This is a genomic window from Pseudomonas sp. lyk4-R2A-8 (assembly GCF_030209095.1).
Classification (GTDB): domain Bacteria; phylum Pseudomonadota; class Gammaproteobacteria; order Pseudomonadales; family Pseudomonadaceae; genus Aquipseudomonas; species Aquipseudomonas quebecensis.
Window position 1 is genome coordinate 32,502 of record NZ_JARVSS010000005.1, and the last position, 15,672, is coordinate 48,173.

At 59.1% G+C, this 15,672-nt stretch carries 14 protein-coding genes; 12 read left to right on the forward strand and 2 right to left on the reverse strand.

What is annotated here, in order from left to right:
* Positions 1-93: 93 nt before the first annotated feature.
* The 11 genes from QRN10_RS06275 to QRN10_RS06325 all read left to right on the forward strand — a co-directional run bounded on the left by QRN10_RS06275 (position 94) and on the right by QRN10_RS06325 (position 14,167).
* The gene (locus QRN10_RS06275) at positions 94-2,907 is read left to right on the forward strand and encodes an LPS-assembly protein LptD (protein ID WP_285428025.1); all 2,814 of its coding nucleotides are present in this window, start codon (positions 94-96) and stop codon (positions 2,905-2,907) included.
* Entirely contained in the window at positions 2,882-4,222 is a 1,341-nt protein-coding gene (locus QRN10_RS06280; RefSeq protein ID WP_253509609.1) for a peptidylprolyl isomerase, read from the forward strand. The genes QRN10_RS06275 and QRN10_RS06280 overlap by 26 nt, the downstream gene beginning before the upstream one ends.
* The gene (gene pdxA, locus QRN10_RS06285) at positions 4,219-5,208 is read left to right on the forward strand and encodes a 4-hydroxythreonine-4-phosphate dehydrogenase PdxA (protein ID WP_181080236.1); all 990 of its coding nucleotides are present in this window, start codon (positions 4,219-4,221) and stop codon (positions 5,206-5,208) included. The genes QRN10_RS06280 and pdxA overlap by 4 nt, the downstream gene beginning before the upstream one ends.
* Positions 5,205-6,017 (forward strand): 16S rRNA (adenine(1518)-N(6)/adenine(1519)-N(6))-dimethyltransferase RsmA, encoded by an 813-nt coding sequence (rsmA, locus tag QRN10_RS06290; protein ID WP_181080235.1) that lies wholly within the window; start codon positions 5,205-5,207, stop codon positions 6,015-6,017. Before pdxA ends, rsmA begins: the two co-directional genes overlap by 4 nt.
* A gap of 106 nt (positions 6,018-6,123) precedes the next feature.
* On the forward strand, positions 6,124-6,504 hold the full coding sequence (gene apaG, locus QRN10_RS06295) for a Co2+/Mg2+ efflux facilitator ApaG/CorD (RefSeq protein ID WP_181080234.1): 381 nt from the start codon (positions 6,124-6,126) through the stop codon (positions 6,502-6,504).
* Positions 6,504-7,355, forward strand: a complete 852-nt coding sequence (locus QRN10_RS06300) for a symmetrical bis(5'-nucleosyl)-tetraphosphatase (protein ID WP_181080233.1) — start codon at positions 6,504-6,506, stop codon at positions 7,353-7,355. Before apaG ends, QRN10_RS06300 begins: the two co-directional genes overlap by 1 nt.
* 32 nt (positions 7,356-7,387) lie before the next feature.
* On the forward strand, positions 7,388-7,717 hold the full coding sequence (gene glpE / locus QRN10_RS06305; RefSeq protein ID WP_181080232.1) for a thiosulfate sulfurtransferase GlpE: 330 nt from the start codon (positions 7,388-7,390) through the stop codon (positions 7,715-7,717).
* Positions 7,718-8,002: 285 nt separating this feature from the next.
* Positions 8,003-9,925 carry a PrkA family serine protein kinase gene (locus tag QRN10_RS06310; RefSeq protein WP_181080231.1) on the forward strand — a complete coding sequence of 641 codons (1,923 nt, stop codon included), beginning with the start codon at positions 8,003-8,005 and terminating at the stop codon, positions 9,923-9,925.
* Between the two features lie 115 nt (positions 9,926-10,040).
* A complete protein-coding gene (locus QRN10_RS06315) occupies positions 10,041-11,312 on the forward strand; it encodes a YeaH/YhbH family protein (protein ID WP_266247075.1) in 1,272 nt (423 codons plus the stop codon).
* Positions 11,309-12,874 carry a SpoVR family protein gene (locus QRN10_RS06320; protein ID WP_285428027.1) on the forward strand — a complete coding sequence of 522 codons (1,566 nt, stop codon included), beginning with the start codon at positions 11,309-11,311 and terminating at the stop codon, positions 12,872-12,874. The genes QRN10_RS06315 and QRN10_RS06320 overlap by 4 nt, the downstream gene beginning before the upstream one ends.
* Before the next feature lie 63 nt (positions 12,875-12,937).
* On the forward strand, positions 12,938-14,167 hold the full coding sequence (locus QRN10_RS06325) for a multifunctional CCA addition/repair protein (RefSeq protein WP_253509612.1): 1,230 nt from the start codon (positions 12,938-12,940) through the stop codon (positions 14,165-14,167).
* Here the strand turns inward: QRN10_RS06325 and folK are convergent.
* Together folK and folB are read right to left on the reverse strand one after the other, a co-directional pair.
* On the reverse strand, positions 14,162-14,680 hold the full coding sequence (gene folK / locus QRN10_RS06330; protein ID WP_285428028.1) for a 2-amino-4-hydroxy-6-hydroxymethyldihydropteridine diphosphokinase: 519 nt from the start codon (positions 14,678-14,680) through the stop codon (positions 14,162-14,164). The genes QRN10_RS06325 and folK overlap by 6 nt on opposite strands.
* A complete protein-coding gene (gene folB, locus QRN10_RS06335) occupies positions 14,671-15,024 on the reverse strand; it encodes a dihydroneopterin aldolase (RefSeq protein WP_181080226.1) in 354 nt (117 codons plus the stop codon). Before folB ends, folK begins: the two co-directional genes overlap by 10 nt.
* 74 nt (positions 15,025-15,098) lie before the next feature.
* Here folB and plsY point away from each other — a divergent pair, with 74 nt between their 5' ends.
* Positions 15,099-15,668, forward strand: a complete 570-nt coding sequence (gene plsY / locus QRN10_RS06340; RefSeq protein WP_034101082.1) for a glycerol-3-phosphate 1-O-acyltransferase PlsY — start codon at positions 15,099-15,101, stop codon at positions 15,666-15,668.
* The last annotated feature ends 4 nt before the right edge of the window (positions 15,669-15,672 follow it).

The following is a 15,672-nucleotide window of genomic DNA, read 5'->3' on the forward strand; positions in this document are numbered from 1 at the left end:
CATGCTTTATTATCACGCATCTTTTTCAGACCATCGAGAGGCGTGCGGCCCACACCGCGGGCAGATGGCACGCAGGAAGCCCGGACTAATAAGATGGCATTGAAATCCCCCGCGTTTCGTAGAAAATTTCCGTTGCTGGTAACCGGCAGTCTGCTGGCCATGCAACCCTTCGCCACCTCATTCGTGGTCGCCGCGGAACAGTATGACTGCTCAGTCTCTGCTTCGGGTGCCTGGGATTGCGCGCCGAAAACCGCCGCAGCCCCGCTACCACCGCGTCCGGTGCATGACGGCGCTGCCGTCAGCTCGGCCAACAGCACGGCACAGGCCGAGGCGGGTGGCAGCACCGAGGCCGAGCCCAAGACCGCACTGGTCACCGAAGCCAAGGGCCGCGGCCTGCGTTCGCGCAGCGCCGACTACAGCCACCTGGATTGGGTGCCGCGCGACAAGCTGACCGCAGCCCAATTGGCCGAAACCGGTCCGTATTGCGGCGGTGCGTACATCGAACCGACGCGTCCGGGCATGAACGACAAGACGAACAAGAGCGACGCGCCGACCTTCATCGGTGCCAAGGCCTCTCGTTACGAGCAGGAATCGCAAGTCGCGACCCTGGCCGGTGATGTCGTCATGCGCCAGGGCAGCATGCAGCTCGAATCCCAGGAAGCCAGCCTGTACCAGGCCGAGAACCGTGGCGAGCTGAACGGCAACGTGCGCCTGCGTGACAACGGTGCGCTGATCGTCGGCGACCACGCCCAGGTTCAACTGGACACCGGCGCCGCGCAGATCGACAACGCCGAATATGTGATGCACAAGTCGCGAATCCGCGGCAACGCGCTGTACGCCAAGCGTGCCGAAAACGCGATCATCCGTCTCAAGGACGGTACGTACACCACCTGCGAGCCGGACAGCAACGCCTGGCAGCTCAAGGGCAACAACATTACGTTGAACCCCGCCACCGGTTTCGGCACGGCGACCAACGCGACGTTGCGGGTCAAGAACATCCCGATCCTGTACACCCCTTACATCTATTTCCCGATCGACAATCGTCGTCAGTCCGGTTTCCTGCCGCCGAGCTTCAGCACCGGCAGCGAGACTGGCTTTACGCTGACCACGCCGTACTACTTCAACCTGGCGCCAAACTATGACGCCACGTTGTACCCGCAATACATGACCAAGCGCGGCCTGTTGATGGAAGGCGAATTCCGCTACCTCACCAAGGCCAGCGAAGGTCAGTTCGGCGGCGCATACCTGAACGACGACAACGACGAGCGCAGCAAGCAGACCGATTACGAGAAAACCCGCTATATGCTCAATTGGCAGCATAAGGGTGGGTTGGATTCGCGGTTGTCGACTCAGGTGGATTACACCCGGATCAGCGATCCTTATTACTTCCAGGATCTGAAAAGCAACCAGATTGGGGTGGAGTCTCAGGACTACTTGAACCAGCAAGGTGCATTGACCTACCGTGGCGACACATATACAGCGCGCTTGAGCCTCCAAGCTTATCAATTGGCGACTATCTCCCAGATCACCCCTTATGACAGACTGCCGCAGATCACATTCAGTGGCGCACTGCCGTACCATCCCGGTGGTTTAAATTTTTCCTATGAGACTGAAGCCGTAAGGTTTGACCGTGACCTAAAAACAGGTACGTTCACGGGGGAGGATGGCGTTCCAGATAAGCGATTGGATGAGTATGTTTCCGGGTTGAACCGCGTCAATGGCAACCGTTTGAACGTAGCGCCCACAGTTGAGCTACCACTCAACTGGACGTATGGTTTTATTACCCCCAAGCTCAAGTACGTCTACACCAAATATGATCTGGATCTAGACAGCCGAGGCCAAAACGACCTGATCGCGGCGCAGGATGCCGCTATGGCAGCCAACACTCGCTACACTGGCAGCAAGTTCTCGAGTTCTCAGGATCGAGCGATCCCCATCGCAAGCATTGACAGCGGTCTTTATTTCGACCGGTCGACGCAATGGTTTGGTAAGAATTACTCCCAAACCCTCGAACCTCGCTTGTTCTATCTGTATGTGCCCAATAAAGACCAGAACGACATACCTATTTTCGATACTGCGGAAACCTCGTTCAGCTACGCGTCGCTGTTCCGAGATAACCGGTTTGTCGGTAACGACCGTATCGGTGATGAAAACAAGTTGTCCTTGGGTGTAACCAGCCGCTGGATTGAAGAAAACGGTCTCGAACGGCAGCGCATAAGCGTAGGCCAGGCACTTTATTTCAAAGACCGCGAGGTTCAATTACCAGGTATCTTGGCCGCTGACCGTGCTGATTCCCAGACAGACATATCCCCTGTTGCACTGGACTACGAGTTCCGCTTCAACCGCGACTGGCGCGCCACTGCCGACTACAACTGGGACACCGAAGAACACAGTCCTCGCTCCGGCAGTGCGATGTTCCACTACCAACCGGAAGACAACCCCAACAAGGTGGTCAACCTCGGTTATCGCTATCGCAACGACCAGGTGGTTTACAACCAGTTGACCGGCAAGTGGCAGTTCGGCGGGGACTACGGCACCCAAGGTCAACCGAACTTCGTGAAGGATTACTACAAAATCCAACAACACGACTTCTCGATGATGTGGCCGATCATTCCGCAGTGGAACCTGATCACCCGCTGGCAGTATGACTATGCCCGCAACCGCACCCTGGAAGCTTTTGGTGGTTTCGAATACGACAACTGCTGCTGGAAATTGCGTGTCATCAACCGTTACTGGGTTTCCAACGACGAATATACCCAGCTCGCCCCGCTTAACGAAAAGGGTGACCACGGGCTCTTCTTCCAGATCGTCCTCAAAGGACTCGGCGGCCTGACCGGCGCCAAGGTAGAGAGCTTCCTCGACAAAGGCATTCAAGGTTATCGTGAACGTGAAGATCAAGCTTTCTGATTGTCTGCGCCCGCTCGTACTGGGCGCGCTGTTCCTGGGGACCGTCTCGGCACACGCGGCGGTCCAACAGTTGGACAAAGTGGTGGCCATTGTCGATAACGACGTGATCATGCAGAGCCAACTCGACCAACGGGTCAAGGAAGTTCAGCAGACCATCGCCAAGCGTGGCGGCGGTGTGCCACCTACCAGCGTGCTGGACCAGCAGGTGCTGGAACGCCTGATCGTCGAGAACCTGCAATTGCAGATCGGCGAACGCTCCGGCATCCGTATCTCGGACGAAGAGTTGAACCAGGCAGTGGGCACCATTGCCCAACGCAACAACATGAGCATTGACCAGTTCCGCGCGGCGCTGGCTCACGATGGTTTGTCCTACGAGGACGCCCGTGACCAGATCCGCCGTGAAATGATCATCAGCCGTGTACGTCAGCGCCGCGTCGCTGAGCGCGTCCAGGTTTCGGAGCAGGAAGTGAAGAACTTCCTGGCATCGGACCTGGGCAAGATGCAGCTTTCCGAAGAGCTGCACCTGGCCAATATCCTGATTCCGACCCCGGACAGCGCCAACTCCGAACAACTCAATGCGGCAGCTGCCAAAACCAAGGCGATTTATGATCGCCTCAAGGCCGGTGCCGATTTCGCGCAAATGGCGATCGCCCAGTCCGGCAGTGACAACGCCCTTGAAGGCGGTGATATGGGCTGGCGTAAAGCCGCTCAATTGCCACCTCCGTTCGATCGTGAACTGAGCGCCATGGAAGTGGGCGGCATTACTCCGCCAGCTCGCACGCCAGGCGGTTTCATCATCCTCAAGTTGCTCGAGCGCCGTGGCGGCCAGACGTCGTTGAAAGACGAAGTGCATGTTCGCCACATCCTGGTCAAGCCAAGCGAAATCCGTAGCGAAGCGCAAACCAAGGAGCTGGCCGAGAAGATCTACGACCGTATCCAGAACGGTGAAGACTTCGCCACCCTGGCCAAGAGTTTCTCGGAAGATCCGGGTTCTGCCCTCAACGGCGGCGACCTGAACTGGATCGATCCGAAAGCCTTGGTACCAGAGTTCCAGCAGGTGATGGCCGATACTCCGCAGGGCGTGTTGTCCAAGCCGTTCAAGACGCAATACGGCTGGCATGTCCTGGAAGTCCTTGGCCGTCGTGCCACTGACAACACCAGCCAGGCTCGCGAGCAACAGGCTCTGAACGTGCTGCGTAACCGCAAATACGACGAAGAGCTGCAAACCTGGTTGCGTCAGATCCGTGACGAAGCCTATGTGGAAATCAAGCTGCCAGGCGCCGGACCAACAGGCACCGACCAGGCAGCCCAGTGAAACCAAAGCGTTTCGCGGTGACTCCCGGCGAGCCCGCCGGCATCGGTCCAGACCTGTGCCTGCTGCTCGCCTCGCAACCTCAGCCACACCCCCTGATTGCCATTACCAGCCGTGGCCTGCTCGTTGAGCGGGCCGCGCAGCTGGGTGTGGCTGTCACCCTGTTGGATGCGTCACCGGGCAATTGGCCTGACGCGCCCGCGCCCGCCGGCAGCCTGTACGTGTGGGACACCCCGCTGCAGGCCAAGGTCGTAGCGGGTCGCCTGGACAAGGCTAACGCGGCATTTGTGTTACAGACCCTGACTCGCGCCGGGCAAGGCTGCCTCGACGGCGACTTCGCCGGCATGATCACCGCGCCGGTGCACAAGGGCGTGATCAACGAGTCCGGCATCGCGTTTTCCGGACACACCGAGTTTCTCGCCGAGCTGACTCACACCGCGCAGGTGGTAATGATGCTGGCCACGGGCGGCCTGCGTGTGGCGCTGGTGACCACACACCTGCCCTTGCGCGAGGTGGCCGACGCCATCACCGCCGAGCGTATAGAGCGCGTGACTCGCATCCTGCACGCCGACCTGCGCCACAAATTCGGCATTGCCCAACCGCGTATCCTGGTCTGCGGGCTCAACCCTCATGCCGGAGAAGGTGGCCACTTGGGCCATGAAGAAATCGACATCATCGAACCCACCCTGGAGCGTCTGCGCCAAGAAGGCATGGACCTGCGCGGCCCGCTGCCCGCAGACACTCTGTTTACCCCCAAATATCTGGAGCACTGCGATGCAGTGCTGGCGATGTACCATGACCAGGGGCTGCCGGTGCTGAAATACAAAGGCTTCGGCGCCGCCGTCAACGTGACCCTGGGCCTGCCGATCATTCGTACCTCCGTCGACCATGGCACCGCCCTGGACCTGGCGGGCAGCGGCAAGATCGATACCGGCAGCCTGCACGTGGCCCTGGAAACCGCCTACCGGATGGCCGAGACCCGTATATGACCGAGCATTACCAACACCGGGCGCGTAAGCGCTTCGGGCAAAACTTCCTGCACGACGCTGGCGTGATCGACCGAATCCTGCGCTCTATTCATGCCAAGCCGGAAGATCGCCTGCTGGAAATCGGCCCGGGCCAGGGAGCATTGACCCAAGGCCTGCTGGCCAGCGGTGGGCAGCTGGACGTGGTGGAACTGGACAAAGACCTGATCCCGATCCTCAATCAGCAGTTCGCCGGTAAGCCCAACTTCAACCTGCATCAAGGCGATGCACTGAAGTTCGACTTCAATACCCTTAACGCCGCGCCCAACAGCCTGCGCGTGGTGGGTAACCTGCCGTACAACATTTCCACGCCGCTGATTTTCCACCTGCTGAATAACGCCGGGATCATCCGCGACATGCACTTCATGCTGCAAAAAGAAGTGGTGGAACGCCTGGCTGCCGGCCCTGGCGGCGGTGATTGGGGCCGCCTGTCGATCATGGTTCAATACCACTGCCGCGTCGAACATCTGTTCAACGTCGGCCCGGGGGCCTTCAATCCGCCGCCGAAGGTCGATTCGGCCATCGTACGCCTGGTTCCCCACGCAGTGCTGCCACACCCGGCCAAGGATCACAAACTGCTTGAGCGCGTCGTACGCGAGGCGTTCAACCAGCGGCGCAAAACCCTGCGCAATACGCTCAAGGCGCTGTTGAGCAACGCCGAGATCGAAGCCGCCGGCGTCGACGGCAGCCTGCGACCCGAACAACTGGATCTGGCCGCGTTCGTGCGCCTGGCTGACCAGTTGGCCGTCCAGCCTGCGCCAGCCGCGGACTGAGCCTGCCGTGCACCAGGCCGGACAGCATGTCTGGCCTAGTACACACTTCTTGGCCTAGACTGATCCGCATCTGCTGTCTTCCGCTTTTGCTTTTAAGGCCTCTTGCATGTCCGATCCTCGCTACCAGATCGACGTCAGCGTCGTCACCCGCTTCCTGGCGGAACAATCGCAACCTGAACAAAACCGCTTCGCCTTTGCCTACACCATCACGGTGAAAAACAATGGGCTGGTGCCGGCCAAACTGCTCTCACGCCACTGGGTGATCACCGACGGTGACGGCCAGGTCGAAGAAGTCCGTGGCGCCGGCGTCGTCGGCCAGCAGCCACTGATCGACAGCGGCGCCAGCCACACCTACAGCAGCGGCACGGTGATGACCTCCAAGGTCGGCACCATGCAGGGCTCATATCAGATGAAAGCCACCGATGGCCATGTGTTCGATGCCATGATCAAGCCTTTTCGGCTCGCCGTGCCAGGAGCCCTGCACTGATGGCGACATATGCGGTCGGGGATTTGCAAGGCTGCCTGGAGCCCCTCAAGTGCCTGCTGGAACGGGTAGCCTTCGACCCGGCGCAGGATCGCCTGTGGCTGGTGGGCGACCTGGTCAATCGTGGCCCCGCGTCACTCCAGACCCTGCGCTACTTATATAGCCTGCGCAATTCGTTGGTCTGTGTTCTGGGCAATCATGACCTGCACCTGCTGGCCGCCGCGAATAACATCGAACGCCTGAAAAAGGGCGATACCCTGCGGGAAATTCTCGACGCACCGGACCGCGCCGAGCTGCTCGACTGGCTACGTCGGCAAAAACTCATGCATTACGATGAAAGCCGCAATATCGCGCTGGTCCATGCAGGTATTGCGCCGCAATGGACACTGAAGAAAGCCCTCAAGTGTGCCGCCGAAGTTGAATGCGCCCTCGCCGACGACAGCCTGTACACCGCCTACCTCGACGGTATGTACGGTAACGAGCCGGTCAAGTGGGATAACGATCTCACCGGTGTCGCTCGCCTGCGGGTCATTACCAATTACTTCACCCGCATGCGCTTCTGCACCGCCGAAGGAAAACTTGATCTCAAGAGCAAGGAAGGCGCCGACACCGCCCTGCCCGGCTATAAACCCTGGTTCGCCCACAAGGAACGCAAGACCCGCGACACGAAGATCATCTTCGGTCACTGGGCGGCCCTGGAAGGCCACTGCGATGAACCCGGCGTATTCGCCCTCGACACCGGCTGCGTGTGGGGTGGCGCCATGACCTTGATGAATATCGACACCGGCGAGCGCCACCGCTGCCAGTGCCCACCCCCTCTTGCCGTTACACAGCCGGCCGCCGCCAAGCGCTAGACACCGCTTGCCGCCCGCCCAAGGAGCCCGCCATGAGCGAATTCAAACGTATCCCTCCCGAACAAGCCCAGGCCCTGCGCGAACAAGGCGCAGTGGTGGTCGATATCCGCGATCAGCCTACTTACGCCGCTGCCCACATCACTGGTGCCCAGCACCTGGACAACGTCAACATCGCCGATTTCATTCGCGCCGCCGACCTTGACGCACCGCTGATCGTGGCCTGCTACCACGGCAACTCCAGCCAGAGCGCAGCCGCCTATCTGGTCAGCCAGGGCTTCTCGGACGTCTACAGCCTGGATGGCGGATTTGAGCTATGGCGTGCGACCTTTCCTGCAGAAATCGCATCAGGCGACTCGCAATAATTTTTTTCACACCCCGCCACCCCGCGTGTCACTTGGGCTCGCGCCGTTTCTGACGAACGGCGCGGGCAAACTAATTACGTCTCGCACCTTGACCTCTCCGATTCCGAACTATCCTTAAGCGCAGGCCATCCGAATCAGGGGAGAGCCGGTACACCGGCGTGCGGGTCATCGGTAGCGTTTCAGGGTGTTCTGGGGGGAAAACAACCATTGGCGATCGTCAATGGTTGCCAGCATCAACTGATTGATCCGGCGTCGGCTCCACGTATCGAGCGAGGTGACGACGTCATGAGTATTTTTAGCCACTTCCAACAACGCTTCGCGTCCACACAGCAGGAAGAACTCACGCTTCAGGAGTATCTCGACCTGTGCAAACAGGACCGAAGCGCCTACGCATCCGCTGCCGAACGCCTGCTGCTGGCGATCGGCGAGCCGGAGCTGGTAGACACCTCGAATAATTCGCGCCTGTCACGAATATTCTCCAACAAGGTGATCCGCCGCTATCCGGCCTTTGAAGACTTCCACGGCATGGAAGAATGCATCGACCAGATCGTTTCCTACTTCCGCCATGCCGCCCAAGGCCTGGAAGAGAAGAAACAGATCCTCTACCTGCTCGGCCCCGTCGGCGGCGGTAAGTCGTCCCTGGCCGAAAAACTCAAACAGTTGATCGAGAAGGTGCCCTTCTACGCTATCAAGGGCTCACCCGTTTTCGAGTCGCCCCTGGGCCTGTTCAACGCCACGGAAGACGGCGCGATTCTCGAAGAGGACTTCGGCATTCCACGGCGCTACCTCAACACCATCATGTCGCCCTGGGCTACCAAGCGCCTGGCGGAGTTTGGCGGTGATATCAGTCAGTTCCGCGTGGTGAAACTCTACCCGTCGATCCTCAACCAGATCGGCGTGGCCAAGACCGAACCGGGCGACGAGAACAATCAGGATATTTCGGCGCTGGTCGGTAAAGTCGATATCCGCAAACTCGAAGAATTCCCGCAGAACGACGCCGACGCCTACAGTTACTCGGGCGCATTGTGCCGGGCCAACCAAGGCCTGATGGAGTTCGTGGAAATGTTCAAGGCACCGATCAAGGTGCTGCACCCACTGCTGACCGCCACTCAGGAAGGCAACTACAACAGCACCGAAGGCCTGGGGGCGATTCCGTTCACCGGGATCCTGCTGGCCCACTCCAACGAATCGGAATGGCACACCTTCCGCAACAACAAGAACAACGAGGCGTTCATCGATCGGATCTACATCGTCAAGGTACCGTACTGCCTGCGGGTCAGTGATGAAATCAAGATCTATGACAAATTGCTGTTCAACAGCTCCCTGTCCAAGGCCCATTGCGCGCCCGACACCTTGAAAATGCTCGCTCAATTCACCGTGCTGTCGCGCTTGAAAGAACCGGAAAACTCGAATATCTACTCCAAGATGCGCGTGTACGACGGCGAAAACCTCAAGGACACCGACCCCAAGGCCAAGTCGATTCAGGAATATCGCGACTCCGCCGGCGTGGACGAGGGCATGAACGGCCTGTCGACGCGTTTTGCGTTCAAGATCCTGTCCAAAGTGTTCAACTTCGACCCCCACGAAATTGCCGCCAACCCGGTGCACCTGCTTTATGTGCTGGAGCAGCAGATCGAACAGGAACAGTTCCAGGCCGAGACCCGCGAGCGTTACCTGCGATTCCTCAAGGAATACCTGGCACCGCGCTATATCGAGTTTATCGGCAAGGAAATCCAAACCGCGTACCTGGAGTCTTACAGCGAATACGGCCAGAACATCTTCGACCGCTACGTGCTGTATGCAGATTTCTGGATTCAGGACCAGGAATACCGCGACCCGGAAACCGGCGAGATTCTCAACCGCGTAGCCCTCAACGAGGAACTGGAAAAAATCGAGAAACCGGCAGGTATCAGTAATCCGAAGGATTTCCGCAACGAAATCGTCAACTTCGTGTTGCGTGCCCGCGCCAACAATAACGGCAAGAATCCGACCTGGCTCAGCTACGAAAAGCTGCGGGTGGTGATCGAGAAAAAAATGTTCTCCAACACCGAGGATCTGCTGCCGGTTATCAGCTTCAACGCCAAGGCCAGCAAGGAGGACCAGCAAAAACACAACGACTTCGTTACTCGAATGGTCGAGCGTGGCTACACCGACAAACAGGTACGCCTTCTTTCGGAATGGTACCTGCGGGTTCGGAAATCGCAGTGAGAGAAGCAGCTGTAAGCTTCTAGCGACAAGCGGCAAGGGAAAAGCGACAGAGCCCGTCAGCGGGTTCTGCCTTGCGGCTTGAAGCTCACGACTTGAAGCTCCCCGGAGGGGCCCCATGAGCTATGTGATCGACCGACGCCTCAATGGCAAGAACAAGAGCACGGTAAACCGCCAGCGTTTCCTGCGGCGTTACCGTGACCACATCAAAAAGGCGGTGGAAGAGGCCGTCAGCCGCCGCTCCATCACCGACATGGAGCATGGCGAACAAATCAGCATTCCCGGACGCGACATCGACGAGCCGGTGCTGCACCACGGCCGGGGCGGCAAACAGACCGTCGTGCATCCCGGCAACAAGGAGTTCACCACAGGCGAGCATATCCAGCGCCCTCCAAGTGGGGGTGGCGGCAAGGGGCCGGGCAAGGCCGGTAATTCCGGCGAGGGCATGGATGAGTTTGTGTTCCAGATCACCCAGGAAGAATTCCTCGAATTCATGTTCGAGGACCTGGAGTTGCCCAATCTGGTTAAACGCAATCTCACGGGCACCGACACCTTCAAGACGGTGCGCGCCGGCATCAGCAACGAAGGCAACCCTTCGCGGATCAATATCATCCGAACCCTGCGCTCGGCCCACGCCCGGCGTATTGCCCTATCGGGCAGCAGCCGCGCCAAGCTCAAACAGGCCAAGGAAGAGTTGGCGCGGTTAAAGCGCGAAGAACCGGATAACTTCGGCGATATCCAGGAAATCGAGACGGAAATCGAAAAACTCAGCGCGCGGATTCGCCGCGTGCCGTTCCTCGATACCTTCGACCTGAAATACAACCTGCTGGTCAAGCAACCCAACCCCAGCTCAAAGGCAGTGATGTTCTGCCTGATGGATGTGTCCGGATCCATGACCCAGGCCACCAAAGACATCGCCAAACGCTTCTTTATCCTGCTGTACCTGTTCCTCAAGCGCAATTACGACAAGATCGACGTAGTTTTCATCCGTCACCACACCAGCGCACGGGAGGTGGACGAAGAGGAGTTTTTCTACTCGCGCGAAACCGGCGGCACCATCGTCTCCAGTGCCTTGAAACTGATGCAGGAGATCATGGCTGAACGTTACCCCGCCAACGAATGGAACATCTACGCAGCCCAAGCCTCCGACGGCGACAACTGGAACGACGATTCGCCGATCTGCCGCGACATTTTGATCAACCAGATCATGCCGTTCGTGCAGTACTACACCTATGTCGAAATCACCCCTCGGGAGCACCAGGCCCTGTGGTTCGAATACGAGCGTATCGGCGAAGCCTTCGCCGACACGTTCGCCCAGCAACAACTGGTCTCGGCCGGCGATATCTATCCGGTCTTCCGTGAACTCTTCCAGCGCAGGTTAGTGACATGACCGCCAAAAAAGAGACTAAGCGCCAACCCATTTCCACCGGGTCCGAATGGACCTTCGAACTGATCCAGGCCTATGACCGGGAAATCAGCCGTATCGCGGCGGGTTATGCCCTGGACACTTACCCCAACCAGATTGAGGTAATCACCGCCGAGCAGATGATGGACGCCTATGCCTCGGTCGGCATGCCCCTGGGCTATCACCATTGGTCCTACGGCAAGCACTTCCTCAGCACCGAAAAATCCTACAGCCGCGGCCAGATGGGCCTGGCTTACGAAATCGTGATCAACTCAGACCCGTGCATCGCCTACCTGATGGAGGAAAACACCATCTGCATGCAGGCACTGGTGGTCGCCCATGCCTGCTATGGGCATAACAGCTTTTTCAAAGGCAATTACCTGTTCCGCACCTGGACCGACGCCAGTTCGATCATTGATTACCTGGTGTTCGCCAAGCAGTACATCATGCAATGCGAAGAGCGCCATGGCATCGACGCGGTGGAAGACCTGCTCGACTCCTGCCACGCGCTGATGAATTACGGGGTCGACCGCTACAAACGCCCTTACCCGATTTCCGCCGAAGAAGAACGCCTGCGTCAGAAAGAGCGCGAAGAACACCTGCAGAAACAGATTAATGACCTGTGGCGCACCATCCCCAAGCGCGCCGGTAAACACAACGACAAGGATAATGCACGCTTCCCCGCCGAACCTCAGGAAAACATTCTGTATTTTCTGGAAAAGCACGCTCCGCTGCTGGAGCCGTGGCAGCGCGAGATTGTGCGAATCGTGCGCAAAATTGCCCAGTATTTTTACCCGCAGCGCCAGACCCAGGTGATGAACGAGGGGTGGGCCACCTTCTGGCACTACACCCTGATGAACGACTTGTACGACGAAGGCCTGGTCACCGACGGCTTCATGATGGAGTTCCTCACGTCCCACACCAGTGTCGTGTTCCAGCCAGGTTTCGACAGCCCGTATTACAACGGTATAAACCCCTACGCCCTGGGGTTTGCGATGTACCGCGATATTCGGCGCATGTGCGAAAACCCCACCGAGGAGGACCGCCGTTGGTTCCCGGAAATCGCTGGCAGCGACTGGCTGTCCACCATCAAGTTCGCCATGAGCAGCTTCAAGGACGAGAGCTTCATCCTGCAGTACCTGTCGCCCAAGGTGATCCGTGACCTGAAGTTGTTCAGCATTCTCGATGACGACCTCAAGGACGACCTGGTGGTACCGGCCATCCATGATGAACCGGGCTATCGCATTATTCGCGAGACGCTGGCCGCGCAATACAACCTGGGCAATCGCGAACCCAACGTGCAGATCTACAGCATCGATGTGCGCGGCGACCGCTCGCTGACCCTGCGTCATCAGCAACATGATCGCAAACCCCTGGGGGACTCCACCGAGGAAGTGCTCAAGCACCTGCATCGCCTGTGGGGCTTCGATATTCACTTGGAAACCCTGCAGGGCGATCAGGTGATGAAGACTCATCATGTTCCGCCGCGCAGCGACCACAACGATAATGACTACGGTCGCCTGGACATGGCCGTCGTCCATCTGTGAAACAGCAAAGCCTCCATTGGCCAGGGACAGGCGTTATCCTGTGCCGCTAATGGAGGCTTTTTCATGAAAATCTATAAAGTTGGTGGCGCGGTGCGCGACCGCTTGCTGGGCATCGACGTTACTGACATCGACCGCGTCGTTGTCGGCGCGACCACTGAAGAAATGCTCGCCAAGGGTTTCAAGCCGGTCGGGGCTGATTTCCCGGTGTTCCTGGACCCGAAAAACGGCGATGAATACGCCCTCGCCCGCACCGAACGCAAGAGCGGCAAGGGTTACGGCGGCTTTGTATTCCATGCAAGCCCAGACGTTACGCTGGAGGAAGACCTGATTCGGCGCGACCTGACTATCAATGCCATGGCGCAAGACGATGACGGCAACCTGACCGACCCCTATCACGGCCAACAAGACCTGCAAGCCCGCATACTCCGGCATGTATCCCCGGCGTTTGCCGAAGATCCGTTGCGCGTACTCAGAGTCGCGCGTTTTGCCGCGCGTTATGCACACCTGGGTTTCACAGTGGCGCCGGAAACCCTCGAGTTGATGCGCCAACTCAGCGAATCCGGCGAACTGGAGGCCCTGACGCCCGAACGCAGTTGGAAAGAAATCTCTCGCGCACTGATGGAAGATCAACCTCAGGTATTTATTCAGGTGTTACGCGACTGCAATGCGTTGAAAACCCTGATGCCAGAAATCGATGCGCTGTTCGGCGTGCCGCAACCCGTGGCACACCACCCTGAAATCGATACGGGCGTGCACACCCTAAGCGTGCTGGAACAGGCCGCCGTGCATCGGCAACCGCTGACCGTACGCTGGGCTTGCCTGCTGCACGACCTGGGTAAAGGCCTGACGCCTGTGGATAAGTTGCCGCAGCATATTGCCCATGAACACAGGGGTTTGAAGCTGATCAAGGCGGTCAATGAGCGCTTCAAAGTGCCAAGGGACTGCCAGGAACTGGCGCTGCTGGTCGGCCAGTATCACACCCACGGCCATCGCGCATTGGAGCTGAAGGCCTCGACGCTGCTGGAGTTGTTGCAGAGTTTTGACGTGTATCGCCGGCCGCAGCGCTTCGAGGAGTTCGTGGTTGCCTGTGAAATGGACGCGCGTGGCCGCAAAGGCCTGGAGCAGCGCAGTTATCCACAGGCCGATTATTTGCGCGGTGCAGCGCAGGCAGCGCGCGGCGTGGCCGTAGCGCCGCTGCTGGAGAAAGGTTTCAAAGGTCCGGAACTGGGCGAAGCGCTCAAGCGGGAAAGGCTCAAGGCACTCAAGGCCTACAAGGAAAAGTGCGCGTTATAACAACCCACTCGGCGTGAGCTGCTGGCCCTGCCATTCGAACGGGACGGGGGCCAGCACCTGATCAATGTGCGCATCGCGCCATAAGTGGGCCATTGTCTTGCCCGCCTCAGGGTGCATGCGATCCGGCGCCATCAACGACAACGGCCATAACACAAAGGCGTTTTTCAGGATCTCTGCCCGTGGCAGCACCAAACCGTCAAAGTTACCCACCAGCTCGCCATACAGCAGCACATCGATATCCAGCGGCAAGCCTTTGCGGTCCGGTGCATAGCGGCCGTTATCCGCCTCGATCAACTTCAACCGACGATCCAGTTCCATCAACGCCAGATCGGTATACGCCGACACCACCAAATTGAAGAACGGCCCGCTCTTGATGCCAACCGGCTGACTCTCGAACACCGCCGAACAGCGTATGTCCACCAGCAGACTCGCCAGCGCGTCCAGCCCCGCGCGCAAGTGGCGCTCACGCTCGATGTTGCTGCCAAGACCAAGGTAAACCTGAGTTAGCGACATCCGCGCTCGATCTCCACACCGACACCCTTGGCGGCCGGCACGGCGCCGGGCTTGGTCAATTTGAGGCGCAGCCAGGGAATGTTGAACTCGCGCATCAGCACTTCAGCCAGGCGCTCGGCAAACGTTTCCACCAACTGGTATTGGGATTGCTCCGCGAACGCCTGGATGCGCGCAGACACGCTCGCGTAGTCCAGCGCCAGGGTCAGGTCGTCGCCGGCCGCGGCCGGGCGGTTATCCCAGGCGAAGCTCAGGTCCAGACGCAGGCATTGTCGGATCCCGCGCTCCCAGTCGTAGGCCCCGATCACGGTGTCGACTTCCAGGCCTTCGATAAACACTCTGTCCAAGCACTCTTCTCCGCAGCACGACAAGGGCGCGATGCCCCGTTAGAATCAGGGCGTCCTCGCCCGGAATAGTTAGCATGTTTTGGTCACTGGCGATTCTCGCCTACCTGCTCGGCTCGCTGTCCTTCGCCATTTTGCTCAGCCGCCTGACGGGTAACCCCGATCCGCGAATGGGTGGCTCCGGCAATGCCGGCGCTACCAATATGCTGCGCCTGGCCGGCAAGAAGCTCGCCGTACTGACGTTGCTGGGCGACGTCTGCAAAGGCTTGTTACCCGTGCTGATCGCCAGCCTCGCCGGCCTCACCCTGCAACAGCAGGCCTGGGTGGGCGTATGCGCCGTCCTCGGCCATCTGTTTCCATTGTACTTTCGCTTTCGCGGCGGCAAAGGCGTCGCCACGGCGGCCGGCATGCTGCTGGGGATCTACCCACCCGCCGCGCTGCTGGCCGTACTGGCCTGGCTGCTGACGTTTTACTTGACCCGCACCAGCTCGCTGGCCGCGCTGATCGCCACGCCCCTGACCCTGCCACTGCTGGCCTGGCAGGAGCCGGCGGCGCTGTTACCCATGAGCGTGCTGACGCTGCTGATCGTCTGGCGCCATCGCGGCAATCTACGCGACCTGTTTGCCGGGCGCGAACGGCATTTTTAAATAC